Genomic DNA, 19,329 nt, shown 5'->3' with positions numbered 1-19,329 from the left:
CCCCGTCTTTACTAATTGTTGTTATAAGTTAAATTATTTATTGTTACGTTCTGCACTAATTTGAAGATATGCGTTCACAAAGCGGAACATTTTTTGTGCTTGTGGATCTTTTAGTAATTTTAATAGACCGAATAGGCCGATAACTTCAGTACTTTCGTCAGCACGATCTTTCGCTTCGATTGCAGTTGCAGCCATGCTTTTCACTGTATCTTTTACAGGTTCTACAAGCTCTGTAATTGCACCAACAGTGTCGCTTTTTAATACTTCATCAGTAGCAACAGTTTGAGCGAAGTCATAAGACTTAGTTAAAATGTTAACAAGCTCAGTTAATTTTGGAAGCTGTTCTACTAGTGTTGTTAATGATTCTTGTACCTCAGGTTTTAACAACTGATCAAGTACATCAAGTTGTCCTTGGCTAGCAGAAATTTGTACAGTTTCTTGTTCTGGCTTTGTTTGAGTCATAGTTTCTGGCATCTCCAATTCTCCTTTACGATAGCAATACTCTTATTTTTTATAAGTAAGATAGTAAACGTTTACGAAACTTTATGCAAAGTTTCACAAAACACAATAAAATGCCTTTAAATATATGGCAGCAAACAAGCTGACATAGATCTAAAACCACATTTTCTTACCTATTGTTTATGAACTGTCCGATACATGGCTTGTCCGCATAATGGAAAAGCTCCGCTACCGGAAAGTGTATATAATATATATCCTATATTATATACTATATGCACCTATGTTAACATAAAAATGATTCCTAATTATTTGATATTGAGTGTATAACCTAGTGCTGACAAGGTATGAAAGCGTATAAAATATTTTGTTTTAGTTAGAAATGTACATATATATATAGAAAAAAAGGAAAAAACGAACAAATTCATGTTCGTTTTTTCCTTTTTCCTATTATTCACCTTCTGCAATTAGCATCGATGTATTACCTTCTTTTTCAAGATGACATTCGCCCCAAGTACAAAGAGAGTCAAGAATTGATTCTAAAGACCAACCGTAATCAGTAAGGGAGTATTCTACTTTTGGCGGGACTTGGTTGTAGACTTTTCTTTGAATGACCCCGTCGTCCTCTAATTCGCGTAATTGCTGAGTTAACATTTTTTGTGTAATACCAGGCATTAAACGTTTTAGTTCACTCGTTCTTTTTGTGCCTTTCGTTAGATGACAAAGGATAACAACCTTCCATTTTCCACCGATAACCTCTAAAGTCGCCTCTACAGGAATATTGTATTTTTTCATATGAAACCCTCCTTTTATGAGTAAAGTAAGCTTAATAATACAAATGTTACTTTTTAGTACCTATAGCACTTTAAAGTACGTACTTTTTATCATGTTAAATATGTTTCATAATAGCACATGTGAGAAGCAAGTGAGTAGTACGGTACCAAAAAGTGACTATGTTACTTTTTAGTGCCTATCGTACTTTAAAGTGCGTTCTTCAAAAAAGGAGTGAAACCATTCATAATAGCATTTGTAAGTATAAAATATATTTTTTAGAAGATAAAAGGGCCTTTTTATCATACTATTATGATTGGATTTCTTGCAATAAGGAGGAATTCAATTGAGTTCATATACAGTACCATCTTCAGAAGTTCAGACGAATCGAAGAAGTATGTTTGCTTTATTAGCACTAGCAATTAGTGCATTTGGGATTGGTACGACCGAGTTTATTAGTGTCGGTTTACTACCATCTATTTCGAAAGATTTAAATGTTTCGGTTACAACAGCTGGTTTAACCGTTTCTTTATATGCATTAGGAGTAGCGTTTGGTGCTCCAGTATTGACGTCATTAACAGCTAGTATGTCGCGAAAGACGTTGTTAATGTGGATTATGATTATTTTCATTATTGGCAATGGTATTGCGGCAGTAGCAACAAGTTTTACTGTGCTACTGATCGCGAGGGTTGTATCTGCGTTTGCGCATGGGGTTTTTATGTCAATTGGATCTACAATTGCGGCTGCGCTTGTACCTGAGAATAAACGTGCAAGTGCAATAGCATTTATGTTTACTGGTTTAACTGTTGCGACTATTACAGGTGTACCAATTGGAACATTTATCGGTCAACAATTTGGCTGGAGAGCATCGTTTATGATTATTGTGGCAATTGGAGTCGTTGCTTTAATCGCCAACAGTATGCTAATTCCTTCTAACTTAAAAAAGGGTACGTCTGTATCATTTCACGATCAATTTAAGTTGATTACGAACGGAAGACTATTACTTGTATTTATCATTACTGCATTAGGATACGGGGGAACATTCGTAACATTTACGTATTTATCTCCGTTATTACAAGAAGTAACAGGATTTAAAGCAAGTACCGTTACAATTATTTTGTTAGTATACGGAATTGCAATTGCGATTGGGAATATGGTCGGCGGAAAATTATCAAATTATAATCCGATTCGAGCGTTATTTTACATGTTCTTTATTCAAGCGATTGTATTATTTGTTTTAACATTTACAGCGCCATTTAAAGTTGCTGGATTCATTACAATTATTTTTATGGGACTATTTGCGTTTATGAATGTCCCAGGGCTACAAGTGTATGTCGTTATCTTGGCTGAGAGGTTTGTACCTAGCGCTGTTGATGTAGCATCAGCGATTAACATTGCAGCATTTAACGCAGGAATTGCTCTTGGTGCTTACTTGGGCGGTATTGTAACGAACTCGTTAGGATTAATTCATACGGCTTGGGTAGGCGGAATTATGGTAGTAGGTGCTGTGATTTTAACAGCGTGGAGCATGACATTAGAAAAAAGAGATCAAGTAAAATAAAAGGAGAGAAAATAAAATGAAAAACTTACAAAGTAAAACAGTATTAAATAATGGTGTAGAAATGCCTTGGTTCGGTTTAGGTGTATTTAAAGTAGAAGAAGGACCAGAACTTGTAGAAGCTGTAAAATCAGCGATTAAAGCAGGATACCGTAGCATCGATACAGCTGCAATTTACGGAAATGAAAAAGCTGTAGGTGAAGGAATCCGTGCCGGTATTGAAGCGACTGGTATTTCAAGAGAAGAATTATTTATCACTTCAAAAGTATGGAACGCAGATCAAGGATACGAAGAAACAATTGCTGCATACGAAGAGAGCTTAAAGAAATTAGAACTAGATTATTTAGACCTATATCTTGTTCACTGGCCTGTAGAAGGAAAATATAAAGATACGTGGAGAGCGCTAGAAACACTTTATAAAGAAGATCACGTACGTGCAATTGGCGTAAGTAACTTCCAAATTCACCACTTACAAGATGTAATGAAAGATGCAGAAATTAAGCCAATGATTAACCAAGTAGAATACCACCCTCGTTTAACACAAAAAGAATTACAAGCTTTCTGTAAAGAACAAGGTATTCAAATGGAAGCATGGTCACCACTTATGCAAGGTCAATTATTAGATAACGAAACATTACAAGCAATTGCTGAGAAACACGGTAAAACAACAGCACAAGTGATTTTACGTTGGGATCTTCAAAACGGAATAATCACAATTCCAAAATCAACGAAAGAACACCGCATTATTGCAAACGCGGATGTATTTAACTTTGAATTAACAAAAGAAGACATGGAAACAATCGATGCGTTAAACGAAAATCACCGCGTTGGTCCAGATCCTGATAACTTCGATTTCTAAGATTAAAGTAAGAAAGAAAAAAGAGTGCTTTTATGCACTCTTTTTTTGTGCATAAAAATATTTTCTAATTAAATACTACTTAGTATTAAGTTTGTTATTAAGGGGCTGTAAATATGAATATAAAGCAATCGTTCAAACTTTTAGCTATGTTTTTAAGTGTCTTATTTGTATTATTCCCACTTCAAAAAGCATTCGCAGAGGTTATGGACCATACAAAGTATGAAATGGATTGGAGTTATAGTAGGTCAAAGAAGAAACCAATCCGAACAGAACTTATTAAAACAGCAGATGGAAAAATTGCATTTTGCTTAAATGTAGACTTAAAATCTCCGAGCGGTCAAGACTTACCAGAAATGGGTAAAGTAGATATTAACGTGTACCGTGTACTGTTGAATGGATATCCACAAAAGAGCCCACAAGAATTAGGGGTATCTGATTGGAGAGAGGCGCATTACGCAACGCAACTGGCAGTGTGGAATGCGTTAAAACAAATTGATGTTAATGATTTAGATTTCCGCAATAAAAATGTAGAGAAAGTAACGAAAGACATCGTTGCAAAAGCAAACGCTAGTGAAGAGTTACAAGAAATTACGATGAGTGTAACTCCTACAGAAGAACAAGAAGCAGTATTAAAAAATGATTTCTTTGAAACAGGTTTATATACAGTAGAAACAAATGCAAAAAGCGGAACGTATAAAGTGCAAGCAACAGGTGCACCAGCGGGTGTGAAGTTTGCAAATGAAAAAGGCGAAACAAAAACAGAATTTAATGTAGGAGAGAAGTTCCGCATTTTAATTCCGAAACAAACACCAGCTGGTGGATTTAGCTTTAAAGTATCAGGAAATTTAACGAAATTACAAGGGATTGCGCATAAAGGTACACCGACTATTCAAAATGCAGTAGTATTACTTGAGCGTAGTGAAGAGAAAACGAGCCCTGAGTTAGCGGTAAGTTGGAAAAAGGCTGAGGCTCCAAATAAACCAAATAAGCCATATACTCCAAATGAACCGCATAAACCGAATCAATATAAAAGGTAAATAAAAGCATTGGCCTATGCCAATGCTTTTTGTATGCGAGGATTAAAGTTATATTAAGAAAATAATAAAATAGATAAAATAGTGTTTTTACAGAGTAAATTATATTTTAAAATAATATAAATATAACAAAATCCTAACGTTACGATTAATAGATTAAATTCACAAAATTGTAATATTATTCTTGGGGGGAGGCTATTAAATACAGGTAAAAGCGTGTAAAATTCAGTTGGAAAAACTACCTATAGATGGTCATATATGAAGAAAATGTAAGGTTTTATTTTTAGATGTATAGATGACGAGACTAAAATATATCTTTTACTATTTTCCTTTTATGTAAGAAGAGAACTCATCACAAGTAGAGCGAAGTGAGGAGGGCGTAATACATAAAAAAATTTACAATATAAGAAAGCGAATACATTTAGAGAAATGCGGTAGTAATTGATATAGGTGCGAGAGGTGTTAGTCTATTCAATAAATGTTTTTATAAAAATAATAGGATTTCTTATTAAATGAATATATAGGATGGTTTGTCTAAAAAAAGGACAGGGGACACAGATTATGTCAAAGCAGAAAAAGAGTAGGGTATTAGTAGCTGGTATTTGTATATCTACATTATTATCACCAGTAGCTTTCGAAGCATCGAAAGGATATGCGGCGCCTTTGGAAGAGAATAAGGGCGGGCAGTTGGAAGAGAGTAAAGAGAATCGTTTGGAGCAGAGAACGTTTCATTTGCCTGGAAAAGGTAGTGTTGAAGAAGAGCAAAAACGCTTAAAAGTACGTTATGTACTTTCAACAAATGAACCAACTGGAATTTATGCTGGTCCAAATGAAGAAATTAAAATTGAAATAAAAGGAACGCAATCTATTAAAGCGTTCATAGGAACGAAGTCATATGATGAAAAAGGGTTTGAAGAATTTGAGTTAAAACCTGGTGAAAATAATATTTCATCTTCAAGAGGTGGAATACTATATTTTTATAACATGAATAATGATGGCGAAGTAACAGCTTCAGTTATTCATGGAGGAAGTCATTTTCCATTATTTGTATTAGGGAAACACACAAAAAAAGATTGGGATGCAATGTTAAAAAAGTATAAAAATCCTTATGCAGTTGAATTGAAGGGTGAGAGAAGTTTAATTACTGCAAGTCCTGAAGCAGTGGCAAACTATATGGGAGAGACGGATCCAGTAGAATTAATGAGGCTACATGATAAGATTATTCGCTTTGAAAATTCTGTAGCAGGATTATCTGAAGATGGTATAGGGGTGTCAAAAGCTCCAAACCACTATATCCAATTTGTTGAAAAGAGAAAACCAGATAAAGATGATTGGATGTTTGCTACTCATTATCATACAGGGTATGTTCCAGAGACTATGGATAGGGTTTTAAATATAAAGAGATTACAAGGAGATGGCTGGGGACCGTGGCATGAAGTAGGGCATTTACATCAGCAAGCTCCTTGGTTTTGGTCAGGTGTAGGAGAAGTAACAGTAAATATATATTCATTATCGGTTCAAAGAATGTTAGGCAATAAATCAAGTCTAGAAGAAGATGGTCATTATAAAAAAGCTTTTGCTTACTTAGATAATCCTGATGCTCAAAAAAAGATGGAAGAATTCGAGAAACTAGTAATGTTTTGGCAACTTGATTTAGCTTATGGAGAGCATTTTTACCCTAATTTACATCAAATGTATCGCTTATTACCAGAATCTGAAATGCCTGCTTCAGATGAAGATAAAAAGCAAATGTTTATTTATATGGCATCGAAAGCGGCTAAACAAAACTTAGTGCCGTTTTTTGAGAAATGGGGATTAGGTCCAAATGATGAGGTTAGAGGGAAAATCGAAAATTTAAATTTACCTAAATTAGAAAAAGAAATATGGAAAGCAACAGATAGTAGTATTATTCGTGAAAAACAAGTGAAACCATACGGCGGGCTTCCTTATGGTGAAGCGTCTACTGTGGTACAAGATCTCATCGTTGGTGCGAATTTTAATGAAAATCTAGCAAATAGTCTTGTTCAAAATTTAGGTGAAAATGTAAAAGTAACAGGTAGAATTATGTGGCCGTATTTAGAGGTTGGAAAAAGAGCGGTATTAGTAGAAATTGAGGATGAGAAAGGACAGAGAAATTTCATTTCTGTTCCAGTTAACAGTCTTTATGGAGATACTATGGTATTTAAAGGTTACGGTGATGAGGTAAATTCTGTTATAACGCTCCTTCATGATGAAAAGAAAATCAACGTTTCTTTCGTTGGTAATGAGTTTCATGAGCGCTTTAAAAATGAAAAGTATGTAGGGATTACCTTATATGATAAGGATGGAAATGAAAAGAAAAATATTTCTATAGAAGGGCAAGAAAATTCTAAAAAGGTTGCTTTGCAACTTGAAGGTGTTGAACTTCAATATGGCGATATTATGAAAGTATATCATGCAGAACCAAGTCGTTTCGATTGGTATCAAAGTAATAAACTTGTAGATCAAGGTGGAGCTAAGAATAAAAAAGAAAAGTTCTTTAAGATTACTCCACAAGGATATGAACTAATAGACGGTATACAGGAAGTAGAAGCAGTACCGCAAAAAGTATTAATCGGGGCAGACGCTGAAAAATTAGAAGCGAAAAACTTTGTTCAAGTAAAAGGTGGAGAAGTAATTGGTTTTGTAGAAAAACCAAATACGACAAAGATTGGTGAACAAAAAGTAAAAGTAGAAACGAAAGATCGTTTCGGAAATAAGAAAGTGACGGAAGTGCCAGTAGAAGTAACTTATGGAGATAGTTTACTTGTATATGGGTTAAGCTATGATGGTGACGATATGAAATCAATTATAACGTTGCATCATGATACGAAAAAAATGAGTGCGACAGATACGGATAATTTGATTCATGATTACTTTGGAGATGAGAAGTATTTTGAATTCACCTTGTACAATAAAGAGGGAAAAGAGAAGAAAAATATAGAGGTAAAAGGCTTGGAGAATACAGAAGCTTTTGCCAAGGAAGTAAATGGATTAGCATTTGAATATGGAGATGTGGTGAAAGTATATCATGCAGAATCTTCACGCTTACATTGGTATCAAAAAGGTTTATATGTGGGAGAAGGAAAAAATAAAGAAATAAAAGAATTATTCTTCAAAATTACTGAAAATGGATTTGAGAGATTAGAAGCTCTGCAAGAAGTAACAGCAGTACCACAAAAAGTAGTTATTGGAACTAACGTTGAAAAATTAGAAGCAAAAGATTTTGTGCAAGTCAAAGACGGAGAAGTAGTTGGATTTGTAGAAAAACCGAATACGACAAAGATTGGTGAACAAAAAGTAAAAGTAGAAACGAAAGACCGTTTTGGAAATAAGAAAGTAACGGAAGTTTCATTAGAAGTGGTTTATGGAGATAGCATTGCATATGCAGGAAATGGCGATGATATTGCTTCAATTGTAACTTTAAAGCACGAAGAGAAGAGATTCCATGCAACTGATATGGATAGCGAAATTCATGAGTATTTTAATAAAGAGCTATACATGGGGATCGCGTTATACGATGGAGAAGGAAAAGAGAAAAAACATGTAACAGCAGAGGGACAAGAAACATCAGAGAACTTTGCGAAGCAAGTGAATGGTATACAGTTCGAGTATGGAGATGTAGTGAAAGTATTCCACGCAGAACCGGATCGTTTGAAATGGTATCAAAATAATACACTTACTGGTCAAGGTGAGAAAAAAGGAACAAAAGAACTATTCTTCAAAGTGACAGAAAAAGGTTTTGAGAGAATGGACATGTTGCAAGAAGTCACAGCGAAACCTCAACAAGTAGTAATCGGAACAGATGTTGAAAAATTAGAAGCGAAAAATTTTGTTCAGGTGAAAGACGGAGAAGTAGTAGGATTTGTAGAAAAACCAACTACAGCAAAAGTTGGAAAACAAACAGTAAAAGTAGAAACGAAAGATCGCTTTGGTAATAAGCAAATAACAGAAGTGCCAGTAGAAGTGATTTACGGAGATAGCATTATGTTCTTCGGTACATGGCACGACGAAACGAATATTAAATCGATTGTTACATTAAATCATGAAGAAAAGAAATTCAGTACAACAGATTCAGAAGGTCCAATGCATACTTCATTTGCAGATGAGAAGTATATGGGAATGACTGTGTATGATAAGGATGGAAAAGAGAAGAAAGATTTATCAGTAAAAGCATCGGAGAATACGAAAGTATTTGCAGAACAATTTAATGGAATGACTTTTGAATACGGTGATGTAATAAAGGTATATCAAAGAGAGTTTGATAGATTTAAAGTGTATAAAAAGAATGAACTAATGAATGCGCAGTATGGTGTTCATGAAGTGCTCTTTAAAGTGACAGAGCAAGGTTTTGAGAGAATGGAAGCACAACAAGAAGTAACAGCTATACCGCAAAAAGTAGTAATCGCAACAAACGCTGATAAATTAGATGCAAAAAACTTTGTTCAAGTGAAAGATAGAGAAGTAATTGGATTTGTAGAAAAACCAAATACAACAAAAATCGGTAAACAAACAGTAAAAGTAGAAACGAAAGACCGTTTTGGAAATAAGAAAGTAACGGAAGTACCAGTAGAAGTAACATATGGAGATAGTCTTGTATACCAAGGGCTGGGTGATGATATTCGTTCTATTGTAACGTTAAATCATGATGATAAGAAACTACATGTAACGTCTACAAATGAACAAATTCATAGTTACTTTAACAATGAATTATATATGGGAATTACCCTATATGATCAAAATGGAACGGAGAAAAAACATGTAACAGCAGAAGGACAAGAAACTTCAAAGAATTTTGCTGAGCAAGTAAATGGTATGATGTTCGAGTATGGTGATGTAGTAAAAGTGTATCATGCAGAATCTGATCGTTTAAGTTGGTATAAAACTGGTGAGTTAATTGGAAAAGGGGATGCGAAAAAATTTAAAGAGATTTCCTTCAAGATTACTCAAAATGGCTTAGAGCAAGTACGATAATAAGAAAAAGCTCGTAAAACATTATGTTTTACGAGCTTTTTTATTATTCAGCTTCAGAAACAACTGTGAAGCGTTCGTTTACATGTTTTGGATTTTCGATTTCATCAAGTGCTGCAACTGCGAAGTCCTCGTAACTTACGTAGCTATCACCTTTTGAGTTAACAAGAAGATTGTCTTTGCCAGCTTTGTAAGAACCAGTGCGTTTTCCTAATGCGAATAGTGCAGAAGGGCTGATGAATGTCCAAGTGATATCATTTGTTTGTTGCAAGATTTCTAAGTTTTTACCTTGGTTTTGAGCTGTTGCAAGGTATTCGCCTGGGAAACCTGGTGTATCAAATACACGTGTTGTTTTTTCTTCGTCTACAAATAAGCTTCCTGCTCCGCCAACTACAAGTAATTTTGTATTTGGTGCACCTTTCACAGCTTCAATAAGTACGTTTCCTGCATCTACGTGAAGGTGTTCTTGCCCTGCTGGAGCACCAAATGCATTTACAACTACGTCGAATGCTTGTAGGTCGTTAGATGTAAGAGAAAATACGTCTTTTTCTAAAACTTTTACGTTTTCTTCTGTAATTTTTGCAGCGTTTCTTACGATTGCAGTTACTTCATGTCCACGATCTAATGCTTCTTTTAAAATACGACTTCCTGCTTTACCAGTTGCTCCGATAATTCCGATTTTCATAATAAATCCCTCCAAAGTGTTTTGTTAAATTGTATATCTGAAAGTGAATGAATGTATTGTAATTAGGTTTGTTACAACATGTTGTAATCATTATAGTTACAGGTAGGTGTTTTTGTCAATGGGGTAGTTTGTAGATTTATTTTTTGTTTTAGTATGCACAGTTAGAGGGAGGAGAGTCATAAAGATATTGTTACTTCGCGCTTGGCTAATATTTGGAAATTGCAAATTGTCGAAAAATGTTGATTTTTGAATGTTTTTTAAATATAATTCGTTTTATGGAGAAAAGGAGGGGTTAATTGTATGAATATTTTGGAACAATTCGTTTCATCAACGAATACGATTCTTTGGTCATATATTCTTATTGCAATGTTAATTGGTTTAGGGCTTTATTTTTCTATTAAATTGAAATTCGTACAGCTTACTCATTTAGGAGAAATGATTCGTTTAATGAGTGATGGACTAACTGGCAAGACACGTAAAAAGGGCAGTGTATCATCGTTCCAAGCATTTTGTATGAGTTCTGCAGCTCGTATTGGTATCGGGAACTTAGCTGGTGTAGCGTTAGCTATTTCTATGGGAGGACCTGGAGCTGTATTTTGGATGTGGGTTATTGCGATTATCGGTGCTTCTTCAAGTTTCGTAGAAAGTACGCTTGCGCAAATTTATAAAATAAAAGATGGCAGTGGCTTCCGTGGTGGTCCTGCTTATTATATGGAAAAAGGTTTAAATAAACGTTGGATGGGGATTTGGTTCTCTATTCTGATTACAATTAGTTACGGTTTAATTTTCAACTCAGTACAAGCAAATACAGTAACATTAGCATTTGAAAATGCATTTGGCTTAGAGCGTTATATTGTTGGTATTGTATTAGCTGCATTAGTTGCGGTTATTATTTTTGGTGGTGTAAAAAGTATTGCACGTATGTCGGAAATGATTGTTCCGCCAATGGCGCTTATTTATATTGCCGTAGCTATTTTTGTTGTCATTAAAAACTTCTATTTAATACCAGATGTGTTTACGGAAATCTTTAAAGGTGCATTTGGTTTAGATTCAGCTGTAGGTGGCGGTATCGGTGCTGCGATGAAATATGGTATTCAGCGCGGATTATTTGCGAACGAAGCAGGTATGGGTAGTGCGCCGAATGCGGCAGCAACAGCTGATGTAACGCATCCAGCGAAACAAGGTTTTATTCAAACGATTGGAGTATTAGTAGATACATTCTTAGTATGTACATCAACAGCATTTATCGTACTATGTTCTGGTGCATATAAAGCAACGAATTTAGAAGGTATTGAATTAACACAAAATGCATTAAGTTCACAAATTGGCCCATGGGCGAGCAGTTTCTTAGCGATTATTATTTTCTTATTTGCATTTAGTTCACTTCTAGGAAACTACTATTATGGTGAAACAAATATTGAATTCATTAAGCAAAGCAAAACGTGGTTAACAATTTATCGTATTGCGGTAGTTGGAATGGTATTATTCGGTTCTGTTGCGACGCTTCAAGTTGTATGGAATATGGCGGACTTATTTATGGGGCTAATGGTAATCACGAACTTAATTGCGATTACACTTCTCGGCCGATTTGCGTATGCTGCATTGGCAGACTATGTAAGGCAAAAGAAACAAGGAAAAGATCCAGTCTTCAGTGCAGATTCTATTCCTGGTTTAACGAATACAGAGTGTTGGGATAAGTCAGCGGTAACAGATAAAGAAAAAGCAGTGTAAATGAAAAGGCGAGCATCGAGGTGAATTCGATGCTCGCCTTTTTTGTTGTAGGAAATGATGAAAAGGGTGAGAGGTAATTATTAATATAATTTTTTTGTTTATTTCTCTCTCGTTATTTGTGGGGAACGTGCTGTATTAAAAGTATGACTGGTCGAAGAGGATAAGTGATTGAGTATTGGATAAATGTATGTAATGGCTATATTTTTATGTAAAAAAACACGTATGTTAATTTTATTAACATATTCATGTTATAAAACCTTACATAAAGTTCTTGATTACTTAAAGTTTTTAGAATATAATTTTCTTATTGTTAGGAAGAGGGGGCAATGCAAATATGGATTTTTTAGCTAGGGTAATTGGGGATGTAAATAATATCCTTTGGTCATATGTCATTATTGCGATGTTAATTGGGTTAGGGCTCTATTTTTCATTTCGTGTGAAATTTGTCCAAGTTCGTTACTTCGGTGAAATGATTCGTTTGCTTGGGGATGGAGCAAGCTCGAAAACGAGAAAAGCGCAAAAAGAGAAGAGCGGCGTATCATCATTTCAAGCGTTTTGTATGAGTACAGCTTCTCGTGTAGGTACTGGTAACTTAGCTGGTGTAGCTATTGCAATCTCAGCAGGTGGTCCAGGAGCAGTATTTTGGATGTGGTTAATCGCGGTAATTGGGGGTGCTTCTGCATTTGTAGAGAGCACATTAGCGCAAATTTATAAAGTAAAAGATGGGAATGCATTCCGTGGGGGCCCAGCGTATTATATGGAAAAGGGTTTAAAGAAACGCTGGTTAGGTGTTGTGTTCTCTGTTCTAATAACAGTAAGTTTCGGATTGATTTTTAACGCTGTACAGTCTAATACTGTAGCGGCTGCCTTTGATGGGGCGTTCAAAACAGATAGTAGATTAGTAGGTCTTGTTATGGCTGGTTTACTTGCAGTTATTATTTTCGGCGGAGTAAAACGAATTGCTCGCGCGGTTGAAATGATTGTTCCAGTAATGGCAATTATTTATGTAGCAGTGGCATTATTCGTTGTTGTAACAAACATTACGGCAATTCCATATGTATTTAAAGAAATTTTCTTACATGCTTTCGGAATTAAAGAAGTAGTAGGTGGAGGATTAGGAGCTGCGATTTTATTAGGGGTAAAACGTGGATTATTCTCAAATGAAGCAGGTATGGGTAGTGCGCCGAACGCAGCAGCGACTGCAAACGTAACGCACCCAGTTAAACAAGGTTTCATTCAAACTTTAGGGGTATTTACAGATACATTATTAATTTGTAGTTGTACAGCATTTATTATTCTTTTATCAGATGTGCATAATGCAGCTGATTTAAATGGAATTCAATTAACGCAGCAGGCGTTAAGTCAACATATCGGTCCATGGGCTTCTATATTTGTAGCAGTTGCAATCTTCTTGTTTGCATTCAGTTCATTAGTAGGTAACTACTACTATGGTGAAACGAATATTGAGTTCTTAAATGGAAGTAAAGTGCTATTAAATGCATACCGCATTGCTGTACTTGGTATGGTTATGCTAGGGTCCGTGGCGACAATTCAAATCGTTTGGGATTTAGCAGATTTATTTATGGGAATTATGGCTGTTATTAACTTAGTAGCAATTGTATTCCTTTCTAAGTACGCTTTCGCAGCGTTATCAGATTATATTAAGCAAAAGAAACAAGGGAAAGATCCAGTCTTTTATGCGGAGTCTATTCCAGGTTTGAACAATACAGAGTGTTGGGATAAGCCAGAGGTAGCTGATAAAGAAAAAGCAGTATAATGAGGTGAGCATCAAGTGAAACTTGATGCTCATTTTTTGTTGGTTCAGCTATTTGTGTGAAGTGAAACTCCCGTTCATTAAAGTTTCGCTTTATAATGAAAAAGACGAACATTCATGAATGTTTCATAATAAAACGTATTTTTTTAAGAAAAATGCGGATATGAATTATGATTTATGTTAGAATGGAAAATGCCTTTGAAATAAGAGGTTTTATGATCTTTCCTATCCGATTGAAGGTTTTGGAGGAGAAATGGAAAGTTCGGATTATTTCTTGTTTCGAATGGTCAGACGTTCAACGTTAATGAAGAGTTAAATGGAGGATTTTATTAATGAAGTTTGTTATGTTCCTTGTAGGATTACTCGTTGTATTTGTACTCGGTTTTCTTATAAGTGCCGATCGAAAGAAGATTAAGTATAAACCAATCGCAATTATGCTTATTATTCAGCTAGTATTATCTTATTTCTTATTAAATACGCAAGTTGGTTATATTTTAGTAAAAGGAATTTCAGATGGATTTGGCGCACTTCTTGGATATGCGGAAGCTGGAATCGTTTTCGTATTTGGTGGTCTTGTTAATAAAGGAGAGGTTTCATTCTTCTTAACAGCGCTATTACCAATCGTATTCTTTGCGGTTTTAATCGGAATTCTGCAACACTTTAAAATTTTACCAATATTTATTCGTGCTATTGGTACGTTGTTAAGTAAAGTAAATGGTCTAGGAAAACTAGAATCATATAACGCAGTAGCAGCTGCCATTGTTGGACAAGCAGAAGTATTTATTACAGTAAAAGATCAATTAAGTAAAATCCCAAAACATCGTTTATATACATTATGTGCATCTTCTATGTCGACAGTATCGATGTCAATTGTTGGTTCTTATATGAAAATGATTGAACCAAAATATGTAGTAACAGCACTTGTATTAAATTTATTTAGTGGTTTCATTATCATTCATATTATTAACCCGTACGATATTACAGAAGAAGAAGATACACTGAAATTAGAAAATAAGAAGAAACAATCATTCTTTGAAATGCTAAGCGAATATATTATGCTTGGTTTCACAATCGCGATCACAGTAGCGGCAATGTTACTTGGTTTCGTAGCATTAATTACAGCAATCAATAGCTTGTTTGATTCAATGTTCGGTATTACATTCCAAGCTATTTTAGGATATATTTTCTCACCATTAGCATTCGTAATGGGCATCCCGCAAGCAGAAATGGTAACAGCGGGACAAATTATGGCAACAAAATTAGTATCAAACGAGTTTGTTGCGATGCTTGATCTTGGAAAAGTAGCTGGTGATTTATCGGCTCGTACAGTTGGTATTCTTTCTGTATTCCTTGTATCATTTGCGAACTTCTCATCTATCGGAATTATCGCAGGTGCAACGAAAGGTATCGATGAAAATCAATCAAATGTTGTATCATCATTCGGCCTACGCCTTGTGTACGGTGCGACATTAGTAAGTATTTTATCAGCGATTATCGTTGGTGTTATGTTATAAAGTGAAACTTTAATTAGTGGGGGGAGCTTTATCCCCCGCTGATTATCAGCCCTCACCAATCGGGCTTTTATGGGCAGTTAATCACCCATCTAACTTCTTTGTTTTCGCTGAATGTTGAGATGGGGGTCTTACTGCCCGTTAAAGCGGGGTAAAAAAAGGATGGCTCTAGCTCATAGCTAGGGCTATTTTTTTATGGTAAATTTGCATGAAAAAACCAATTAATTAGGAATATATTAACATATAAAAATCTTTTAAAATTTATATTGCATTTCACCTAGATAACGCTTACAATTTGATTTGTAGGTGGTATCAATTTCAGACTTTCAAGTATGGTAGGAGAGAAGAAGCTACCTTTTATAAATTGCAATTTATGTAAACGCTTACTGATTTTAGATGACAGTTGAATAGTTTTTAGGGGTTTTAAATCTTTTTAACAACAATGGTCAGACGTCATTCGTTATACGTTATACGACCAATAACTCGTGGGAGAAGTGGGGGATTCACATATGAAAATAGTAATGTTTCTAGTCGGTTTACTTGTAGTGTTTGTACTAGGTTTCCTTATCAGTTCAGATCGTAAGAAAATTAAATATAAACCAATTGCACTTATGCTTGTCATTCAATTGGTACTTGCGTATTTCTTACTAAATACAAAGGTCGGATTTGTATTAGTAAAAGGGATCGCAGATGGATTTGGTTCTATTTTAAAATTTGCGGAAGCTGGGGTTAACTTCGTATTTGGTGGTCTAGCAAACGATGGACAAGCACCATTCTTCTTAACAGTATTATTACCGATTATTTTCTTAGCAGTATTAATCGGGATCCTGCAACATATTAAAGTTTTACCGATTATCATTCGTGCAGTCGGTTTCCTATTAAGTAAAGTTAACGGTTTAGGAAAACTAGAATCATATAATGCGGTAGCGGCTGCAATCGTTGGTCAAGGGGAAGTATTCATTACAGTAAAAGATCAACTAAGCAAATTACCGAAAAATCGTTTATACACACTTTGTGCATCTTCAATGTCTACAGTATCGATGTCAATCGTCGGTTCTTATATGAAAATGATTGATCCAAAATATGTAGTAACAGCACTTGTATTAAACTTATTCAGTGGATTCATTATCGTTCATATCATTAATCCATATGAAGTAAAAGAAGAAGACGATATTTTAGAATTACAAGAAGACAAGAAACAAACATTCTTTGAAATGTTAGGCGAATATATTATGCTTGGTTTCTCTATCGCTGTAACAGTAGCGGCGATGTTAATCGGTTTCGTAGCATTAATTACAGCAATTAACGGTGTATTCGATTCAATTTTCGGAATCACATTCCAAAGCATTTTAGGATACATTTTCTCACCATTAGCATTCGTAATGGGTATTCCAACATCAGAGATGCTACAAGCAGGACAAATTATGGCAACAAAATTAGTGACGAACGAATTCGTTGCAATGCTTGACCTTGGAAAAGTAGCTGGCGATTTATCAGCTCGTACAGTAGGTATTTTATCTATCTTCCTTGTATCATTTGCGAACTTCTCATCTATCGGAATTATCGCAGGTGCAACGAAGAGTATCGATGGCAAACAAGCAAACGTTGTATCATCATTCGGTTTAAAACTTGTATACGGTGCAACGTTAGTAAGTATATTATCAGCGATTATCGTTGGGGTTATGCTTTAATAAATTAAGAAAAGCAATGAGCGTAAGCTCATTGCTTTTTTGTTTAACTTGCTTTATCCAAATCTCTTTTAAAACGTGGTTTCTCTAAATAAGTTCCCAGTCTCCACACATATTCCACTGGACCCATCCGGTATTTCTGGAGCCAATAGGTGCTAACGAATAATTGAATCGTATAAATTCCGATGGTTAAAAGAATACCGAAGAAATAACCGATTTTACCGTATAGGCCAAATCCATATGCGTAAAAAATAGTTGTTGCAATAATAGATTGTGCTAAGTAATTACTAACGGACATTTTTCCCATGTTCGCCATGTATGTTAGTAGACGAGATGCTTTTTTGTAATGGAATAATAAAATAATCGTACTTCCGTAAAAGAAGGTCATAGTTACTGGTGTAAGGCCATCTTGTAACATAATTAAAATCGGATGCTTTACGAACATAGCTAAGATTTTAATTGTAAAAGAGAAGAGACCGGTGGCAAACCATATTTTTTTGACAGCAGGTATATGTTTATTGACCTCAAATAGCCAGCCTTTTTTCCCTACATACATTCCGAATAGGAACAGTGGAGACATAAAAATTATTGCGAAAACTGATATGAAAAATAATCCGAATGCACCGTCAATTCCCATGTAATCAAAAGGATTTTCAGTCAATCTAAAGTTGACGTGATCCATATAGCCTCCGGTTTGATGGACTTTATGTTCTTTTTCAGTATAAGGTGCGAAATCATTTATATTTGTAGATGGATCAGTTTGATAGGACATAAGTGTAATAAGTGCGAGTAGAATAATCGCCCAAATGAGCAAAGTTTTCGGTTTTCGATTGATGAACATCATTAAGAAAATCCCGATAACTCCGTATGCAAATAAAATATCTCCCTCCCAAACAAAAGTGCCGTGAATGTAGCCAAGTAGTAAAAGAATGATAATACGTCTTATGTATGTAGGGAAGAATTTTTTTCCTTTTGCGATAATACTTTTTTGTAACAAAATAATGCTAAGCCCAAATAGAAAAGAAAATAGGGATATAAAATTGTGTGTGCCGAAAAATTGAATAAACCAATTAGCGCCTTTATCAAGATTGCCGAATAGATAAGTGGGTTTTTCACTGGTGAAGAACCCAAATTGAATTAATGTCATATTGACTAGTAAAATGCCAAACAAAGCGAAACCACGAATTGCATCGACAGCTTCTACACGTTGATTCATTTTTTCTCTCCTCGTATATTGTTTTTATATTGAAAATAATACCATTTTATAGCTGGCGCTATGTCAAATATGAGGAAATTTAAGGTGATTTTAAGATAGAGAGCAAATAAAAAATCACCTTAATACATGTATTAAGGTGATTGAAATATTATTGAGCTGGAGGTGTAAATGTACGTTTCTCTAATTCAGCATCTAGCATAAATAGTGCGTTTGAATCACTTGTAATACGTTTTAGTTTTTGGATGATGCTATCAAATGAAGCTTCTTCTTCTACTTGCTCATCGACGAACCATTTTAAAAATGTAATTGTTGCGTGTTCACGCTCATCCCAAGCGATATCAGATAAGTTATAAATACGCTTCGTTACTTCACGCTCGTGCTCAAGTGCCACTTCAAAAGCGTTCAATACAGATTCATATTCGTTATTTGGATTATCAAATCCAGTAATAATAGCACGCTCACCACGGTCATTAATGTAGTTGTAAAGCTTCATTGCGTGGAAACGTTCTTCTTCAGCTTGTACAAGGAAAAAGTTAGCGAATCCATCATAGCTCTCAGCTGTACAGTAAGCAGCCATTGCCATATAGGCGTGGGCAGAGTAAAATTCAAAGTTCATTTGATCGTTTAATGCGTCGTGCAATTTTTTAGATAACATAAAATCCCCCTTAGTATTGTGACAAGAACATTATACCATAATTGATAATATTCTCATTTGGATACTTCGAACCTTTTCGAAAGCTTTGTGACGTGTGCCTCCATAATGTCTTGTAAATCTAAATCATATTTTTGTGAAAGAATAATAAGATTAGATAGTACATCACCAAGTTCTTCTTTTAACTCTTGTTTTAGTTCTTCTTCTGTTTTCACTTTTTCGTCAGGACGATCACGGCCAATTTCGATTGCACGAACAACGCGTGAAACTTCTCCAACTTCCTCTGTTAAGAAATTTAAGCGAATAAAGGAATTATACTGTGACCAGCTTCGTTTTTCGTAAAATTCCTCCACCCATCTTTGAAATGCGACGATATCCATTTCTTCCTCATCCCTTCAATATGTT

The 19,329-nt window shown here is 35.0% G+C and carries 14 protein-coding genes; 8 read left to right on the top strand and 6 right to left on the bottom strand.

Annotated features, from left to right (window positions below):
* Positions 1–33: 33 nt before the first annotated feature.
* A complete protein-coding gene (locus CN409_RS25430; RefSeq protein WP_001115310.1) occupies positions 34–474 on the bottom strand; it encodes a DUF1641 domain-containing protein in 441 nt (146 codons plus the stop codon).
* Between the two features lie 432 nt (positions 475–906).
* A complete protein-coding gene (locus CN409_RS25425) occupies positions 907–1,251 on the bottom strand; it encodes a winged helix-turn-helix transcriptional regulator (RefSeq protein WP_000760473.1) in 345 nt (114 codons plus the stop codon).
* A gap of 373 nt (positions 1,252–1,624) precedes the next feature.
* Here CN409_RS25425 and CN409_RS25420 point away from each other — a divergent pair, with 373 nt between their 5' ends.
* The 4 genes from CN409_RS25420 (at position 1,625) to CN409_RS25400 (ending at position 9,670) form a co-directional block, all read left to right on the top strand.
* Entirely contained in the window at positions 1,625–2,788 is a 1,164-nt protein-coding gene (locus CN409_RS25420) for an MFS transporter (RefSeq protein WP_170955808.1), read from the top strand.
* Between the two features lie 16 nt (positions 2,789–2,804).
* Positions 2,805–3,644 carry an aldo/keto reductase gene (locus CN409_RS25415; protein ID WP_000793556.1) on the top strand — a complete coding sequence of 280 codons (840 nt, stop codon included), beginning with the start codon at positions 2,805–2,807 and terminating at the stop codon, positions 3,642–3,644.
* Between the two features lie 113 nt (positions 3,645–3,757).
* Positions 3,758–4,681 (top strand): thioester domain-containing protein, encoded by a 924-nt coding sequence (locus CN409_RS25410; RefSeq protein ID WP_001022528.1) that lies wholly within the window; start codon positions 3,758–3,760, stop codon positions 4,679–4,681.
* Between the two features lie 558 nt (positions 4,682–5,239).
* Complete coding sequence (locus CN409_RS25400) at positions 5,240–9,670, top strand: putative mucin/carbohydrate-binding domain-containing protein (protein ID WP_097981399.1); 4,431 nt, start codon at positions 5,240–5,242, stop codon at positions 9,668–9,670.
* A gap of 43 nt (positions 9,671–9,713) precedes the next feature.
* On the opposite strand, the gene CN409_RS25395 is transcribed toward CN409_RS25400, so the two are convergent.
* Entirely contained in the window at positions 9,714–10,352 is a 639-nt protein-coding gene (locus tag CN409_RS25395; RefSeq protein WP_000689910.1) for an NAD(P)-dependent oxidoreductase, read from the bottom strand.
* A 300-nt stretch (positions 10,353–10,652) separates the two neighbouring features.
* Here CN409_RS25395 and CN409_RS25390 point away from each other — a divergent pair, with 300 nt between their 5' ends.
* From CN409_RS25390 to CN409_RS25375, 4 genes are all read left to right on the top strand, one after another.
* The gene (locus tag CN409_RS25390) at positions 10,653–12,083 is read left to right on the top strand and encodes an alanine/glycine:cation symporter family protein (protein ID WP_001022952.1); all 1,431 of its coding nucleotides are present in this window, start codon (positions 10,653–10,655) and stop codon (positions 12,081–12,083) included.
* Positions 12,084–12,417: 334 nt separating this feature from the next.
* Positions 12,418–13,860 carry an alanine/glycine:cation symporter family protein gene (locus tag CN409_RS25385; protein ID WP_000346410.1) on the top strand — a complete coding sequence of 481 codons (1,443 nt, stop codon included), beginning with the start codon at positions 12,418–12,420 and terminating at the stop codon, positions 13,858–13,860.
* Between the two features lie 329 nt (positions 13,861–14,189).
* Positions 14,190–15,371 carry a NupC/NupG family nucleoside CNT transporter gene (locus CN409_RS25380; RefSeq protein WP_000673845.1) on the top strand — a complete coding sequence of 394 codons (1,182 nt, stop codon included), beginning with the start codon at positions 14,190–14,192 and terminating at the stop codon, positions 15,369–15,371.
* A 506-nt stretch (positions 15,372–15,877) separates the two neighbouring features.
* Positions 15,878–17,059, top strand: coding sequence for a NupC/NupG family nucleoside CNT transporter (locus CN409_RS25375; RefSeq protein WP_000706853.1), 1,182 nt, complete (start codon positions 15,878–15,880; stop codon positions 17,057–17,059).
* Positions 17,060–17,102: 43 nt separating this feature from the next.
* On the opposite strand, the gene CN409_RS25370 is transcribed toward CN409_RS25375, so the two are convergent.
* From CN409_RS25370 to CN409_RS25355, 3 genes are all read right to left on the bottom strand, one after another.
* Positions 17,103–18,272: a DUF418 domain-containing protein gene (locus CN409_RS25370; RefSeq protein ID WP_097981397.1), complete on the bottom strand. Its 1,170-nt coding sequence runs from the start codon at positions 18,270–18,272 to the stop codon at positions 17,103–17,105.
* Positions 18,273–18,420: 148 nt separating this feature from the next.
* The gene (locus CN409_RS25360) at positions 18,421–18,927 is read right to left on the bottom strand and encodes a ferritin (protein WP_000949393.1); all 507 of its coding nucleotides are present in this window, start codon (positions 18,925–18,927) and stop codon (positions 18,421–18,423) included.
* A 53-nt stretch (positions 18,928–18,980) separates the two neighbouring features.
* Positions 18,981–19,304, bottom strand: a complete 324-nt coding sequence (locus tag CN409_RS25355; RefSeq protein ID WP_000355764.1) for a MazG nucleotide pyrophosphohydrolase domain-containing protein — start codon at positions 19,302–19,304, stop codon at positions 18,981–18,983.
* Positions 19,305–19,329 lie beyond the last annotated feature (25 nt).

It is taken from the genome of Bacillus sp. AFS012607 (genome assembly GCF_002558005.1).
In the GTDB taxonomy this organism is placed as follows: Bacteria; Bacillota; Bacilli; order Bacillales; family Bacillaceae_G; genus Bacillus_A; species Bacillus_A thuringiensis_S.
Note: the sequence above shows the minus strand (reverse complement) of the source record. Positions and strands in the feature narration are given on the sequence as shown.

What these genes read in the sequence shown, in the direction of transcription:
- CN409_RS25385 (WP_000346410.1), top strand. Translation starts at nt 12,418, where the DNA reads ATGGATTTTTTAGCTAGGGTAATTGGGGATGTAAATAATATCCTTTGG.
- CN409_RS25355 (WP_000355764.1), bottom strand. Translation starts at nt 19,304, where the DNA reads ATGGATATCGTCGCATTTCAAAGATGGGTGGAGGAATTTTACGAAAAA.
- CN409_RS25380 (WP_000673845.1), top strand. Translation starts at nt 14,190, where the DNA reads ATGAAGTTTGTTATGTTCCTTGTAGGATTACTCGTTGTATTTGTACTC.
- CN409_RS25410 (WP_001022528.1), top strand. Translation starts at nt 3,758, where the DNA reads ATGAATATAAAGCAATCGTTCAAACTTTTAGCTATGTTTTTAAGTGTC.
- CN409_RS25415 (WP_000793556.1), top strand. Translation starts at nt 2,805, where the DNA reads ATGAAAAACTTACAAAGTAAAACAGTATTAAATAATGGTGTAGAAATG.
- CN409_RS25400 (WP_097981399.1), top strand. Translation starts at nt 5,240, where the DNA reads ATGTCAAAGCAGAAAAAGAGTAGGGTATTAGTAGCTGGTATTTGTATA.
- CN409_RS25390 (WP_001022952.1), top strand. Translation starts at nt 10,653, where the DNA reads ATGAATATTTTGGAACAATTCGTTTCATCAACGAATACGATTCTTTGG.
- CN409_RS25420 (WP_170955808.1), top strand. Translation starts at nt 1,625, where the DNA reads ATGTTTGCTTTATTAGCACTAGCAATTAGTGCATTTGGGATTGGTACG.
- CN409_RS25375 (WP_000706853.1), top strand. Translation starts at nt 15,878, where the DNA reads ATGAAAATAGTAATGTTTCTAGTCGGTTTACTTGTAGTGTTTGTACTA.
- CN409_RS25425 (WP_000760473.1), bottom strand. Translation starts at nt 1,251, where the DNA reads ATGAAAAAATACAATATTCCTGTAGAGGCGACTTTAGAGGTTATCGGT.
- CN409_RS25360 (WP_000949393.1), bottom strand. Translation starts at nt 18,927, where the DNA reads ATGTTATCTAAAAAATTGCACGACGCATTAAACGATCAAATGAACTTT.
- CN409_RS25395 (WP_000689910.1), bottom strand. Translation starts at nt 10,352, where the DNA reads ATGAAAATCGGAATTATCGGAGCAACTGGTAAAGCAGGAAGTCGTATT.
- CN409_RS25430 (WP_001115310.1), bottom strand. Translation starts at nt 474, where the DNA reads ATGCCAGAAACTATGACTCAAACAAAGCCAGAACAAGAAACTGTACAA.
- CN409_RS25370 (WP_097981397.1), bottom strand. Translation starts at nt 18,272, where the DNA reads ATGAATCAACGTGTAGAAGCTGTCGATGCAATTCGTGGTTTCGCTTTG.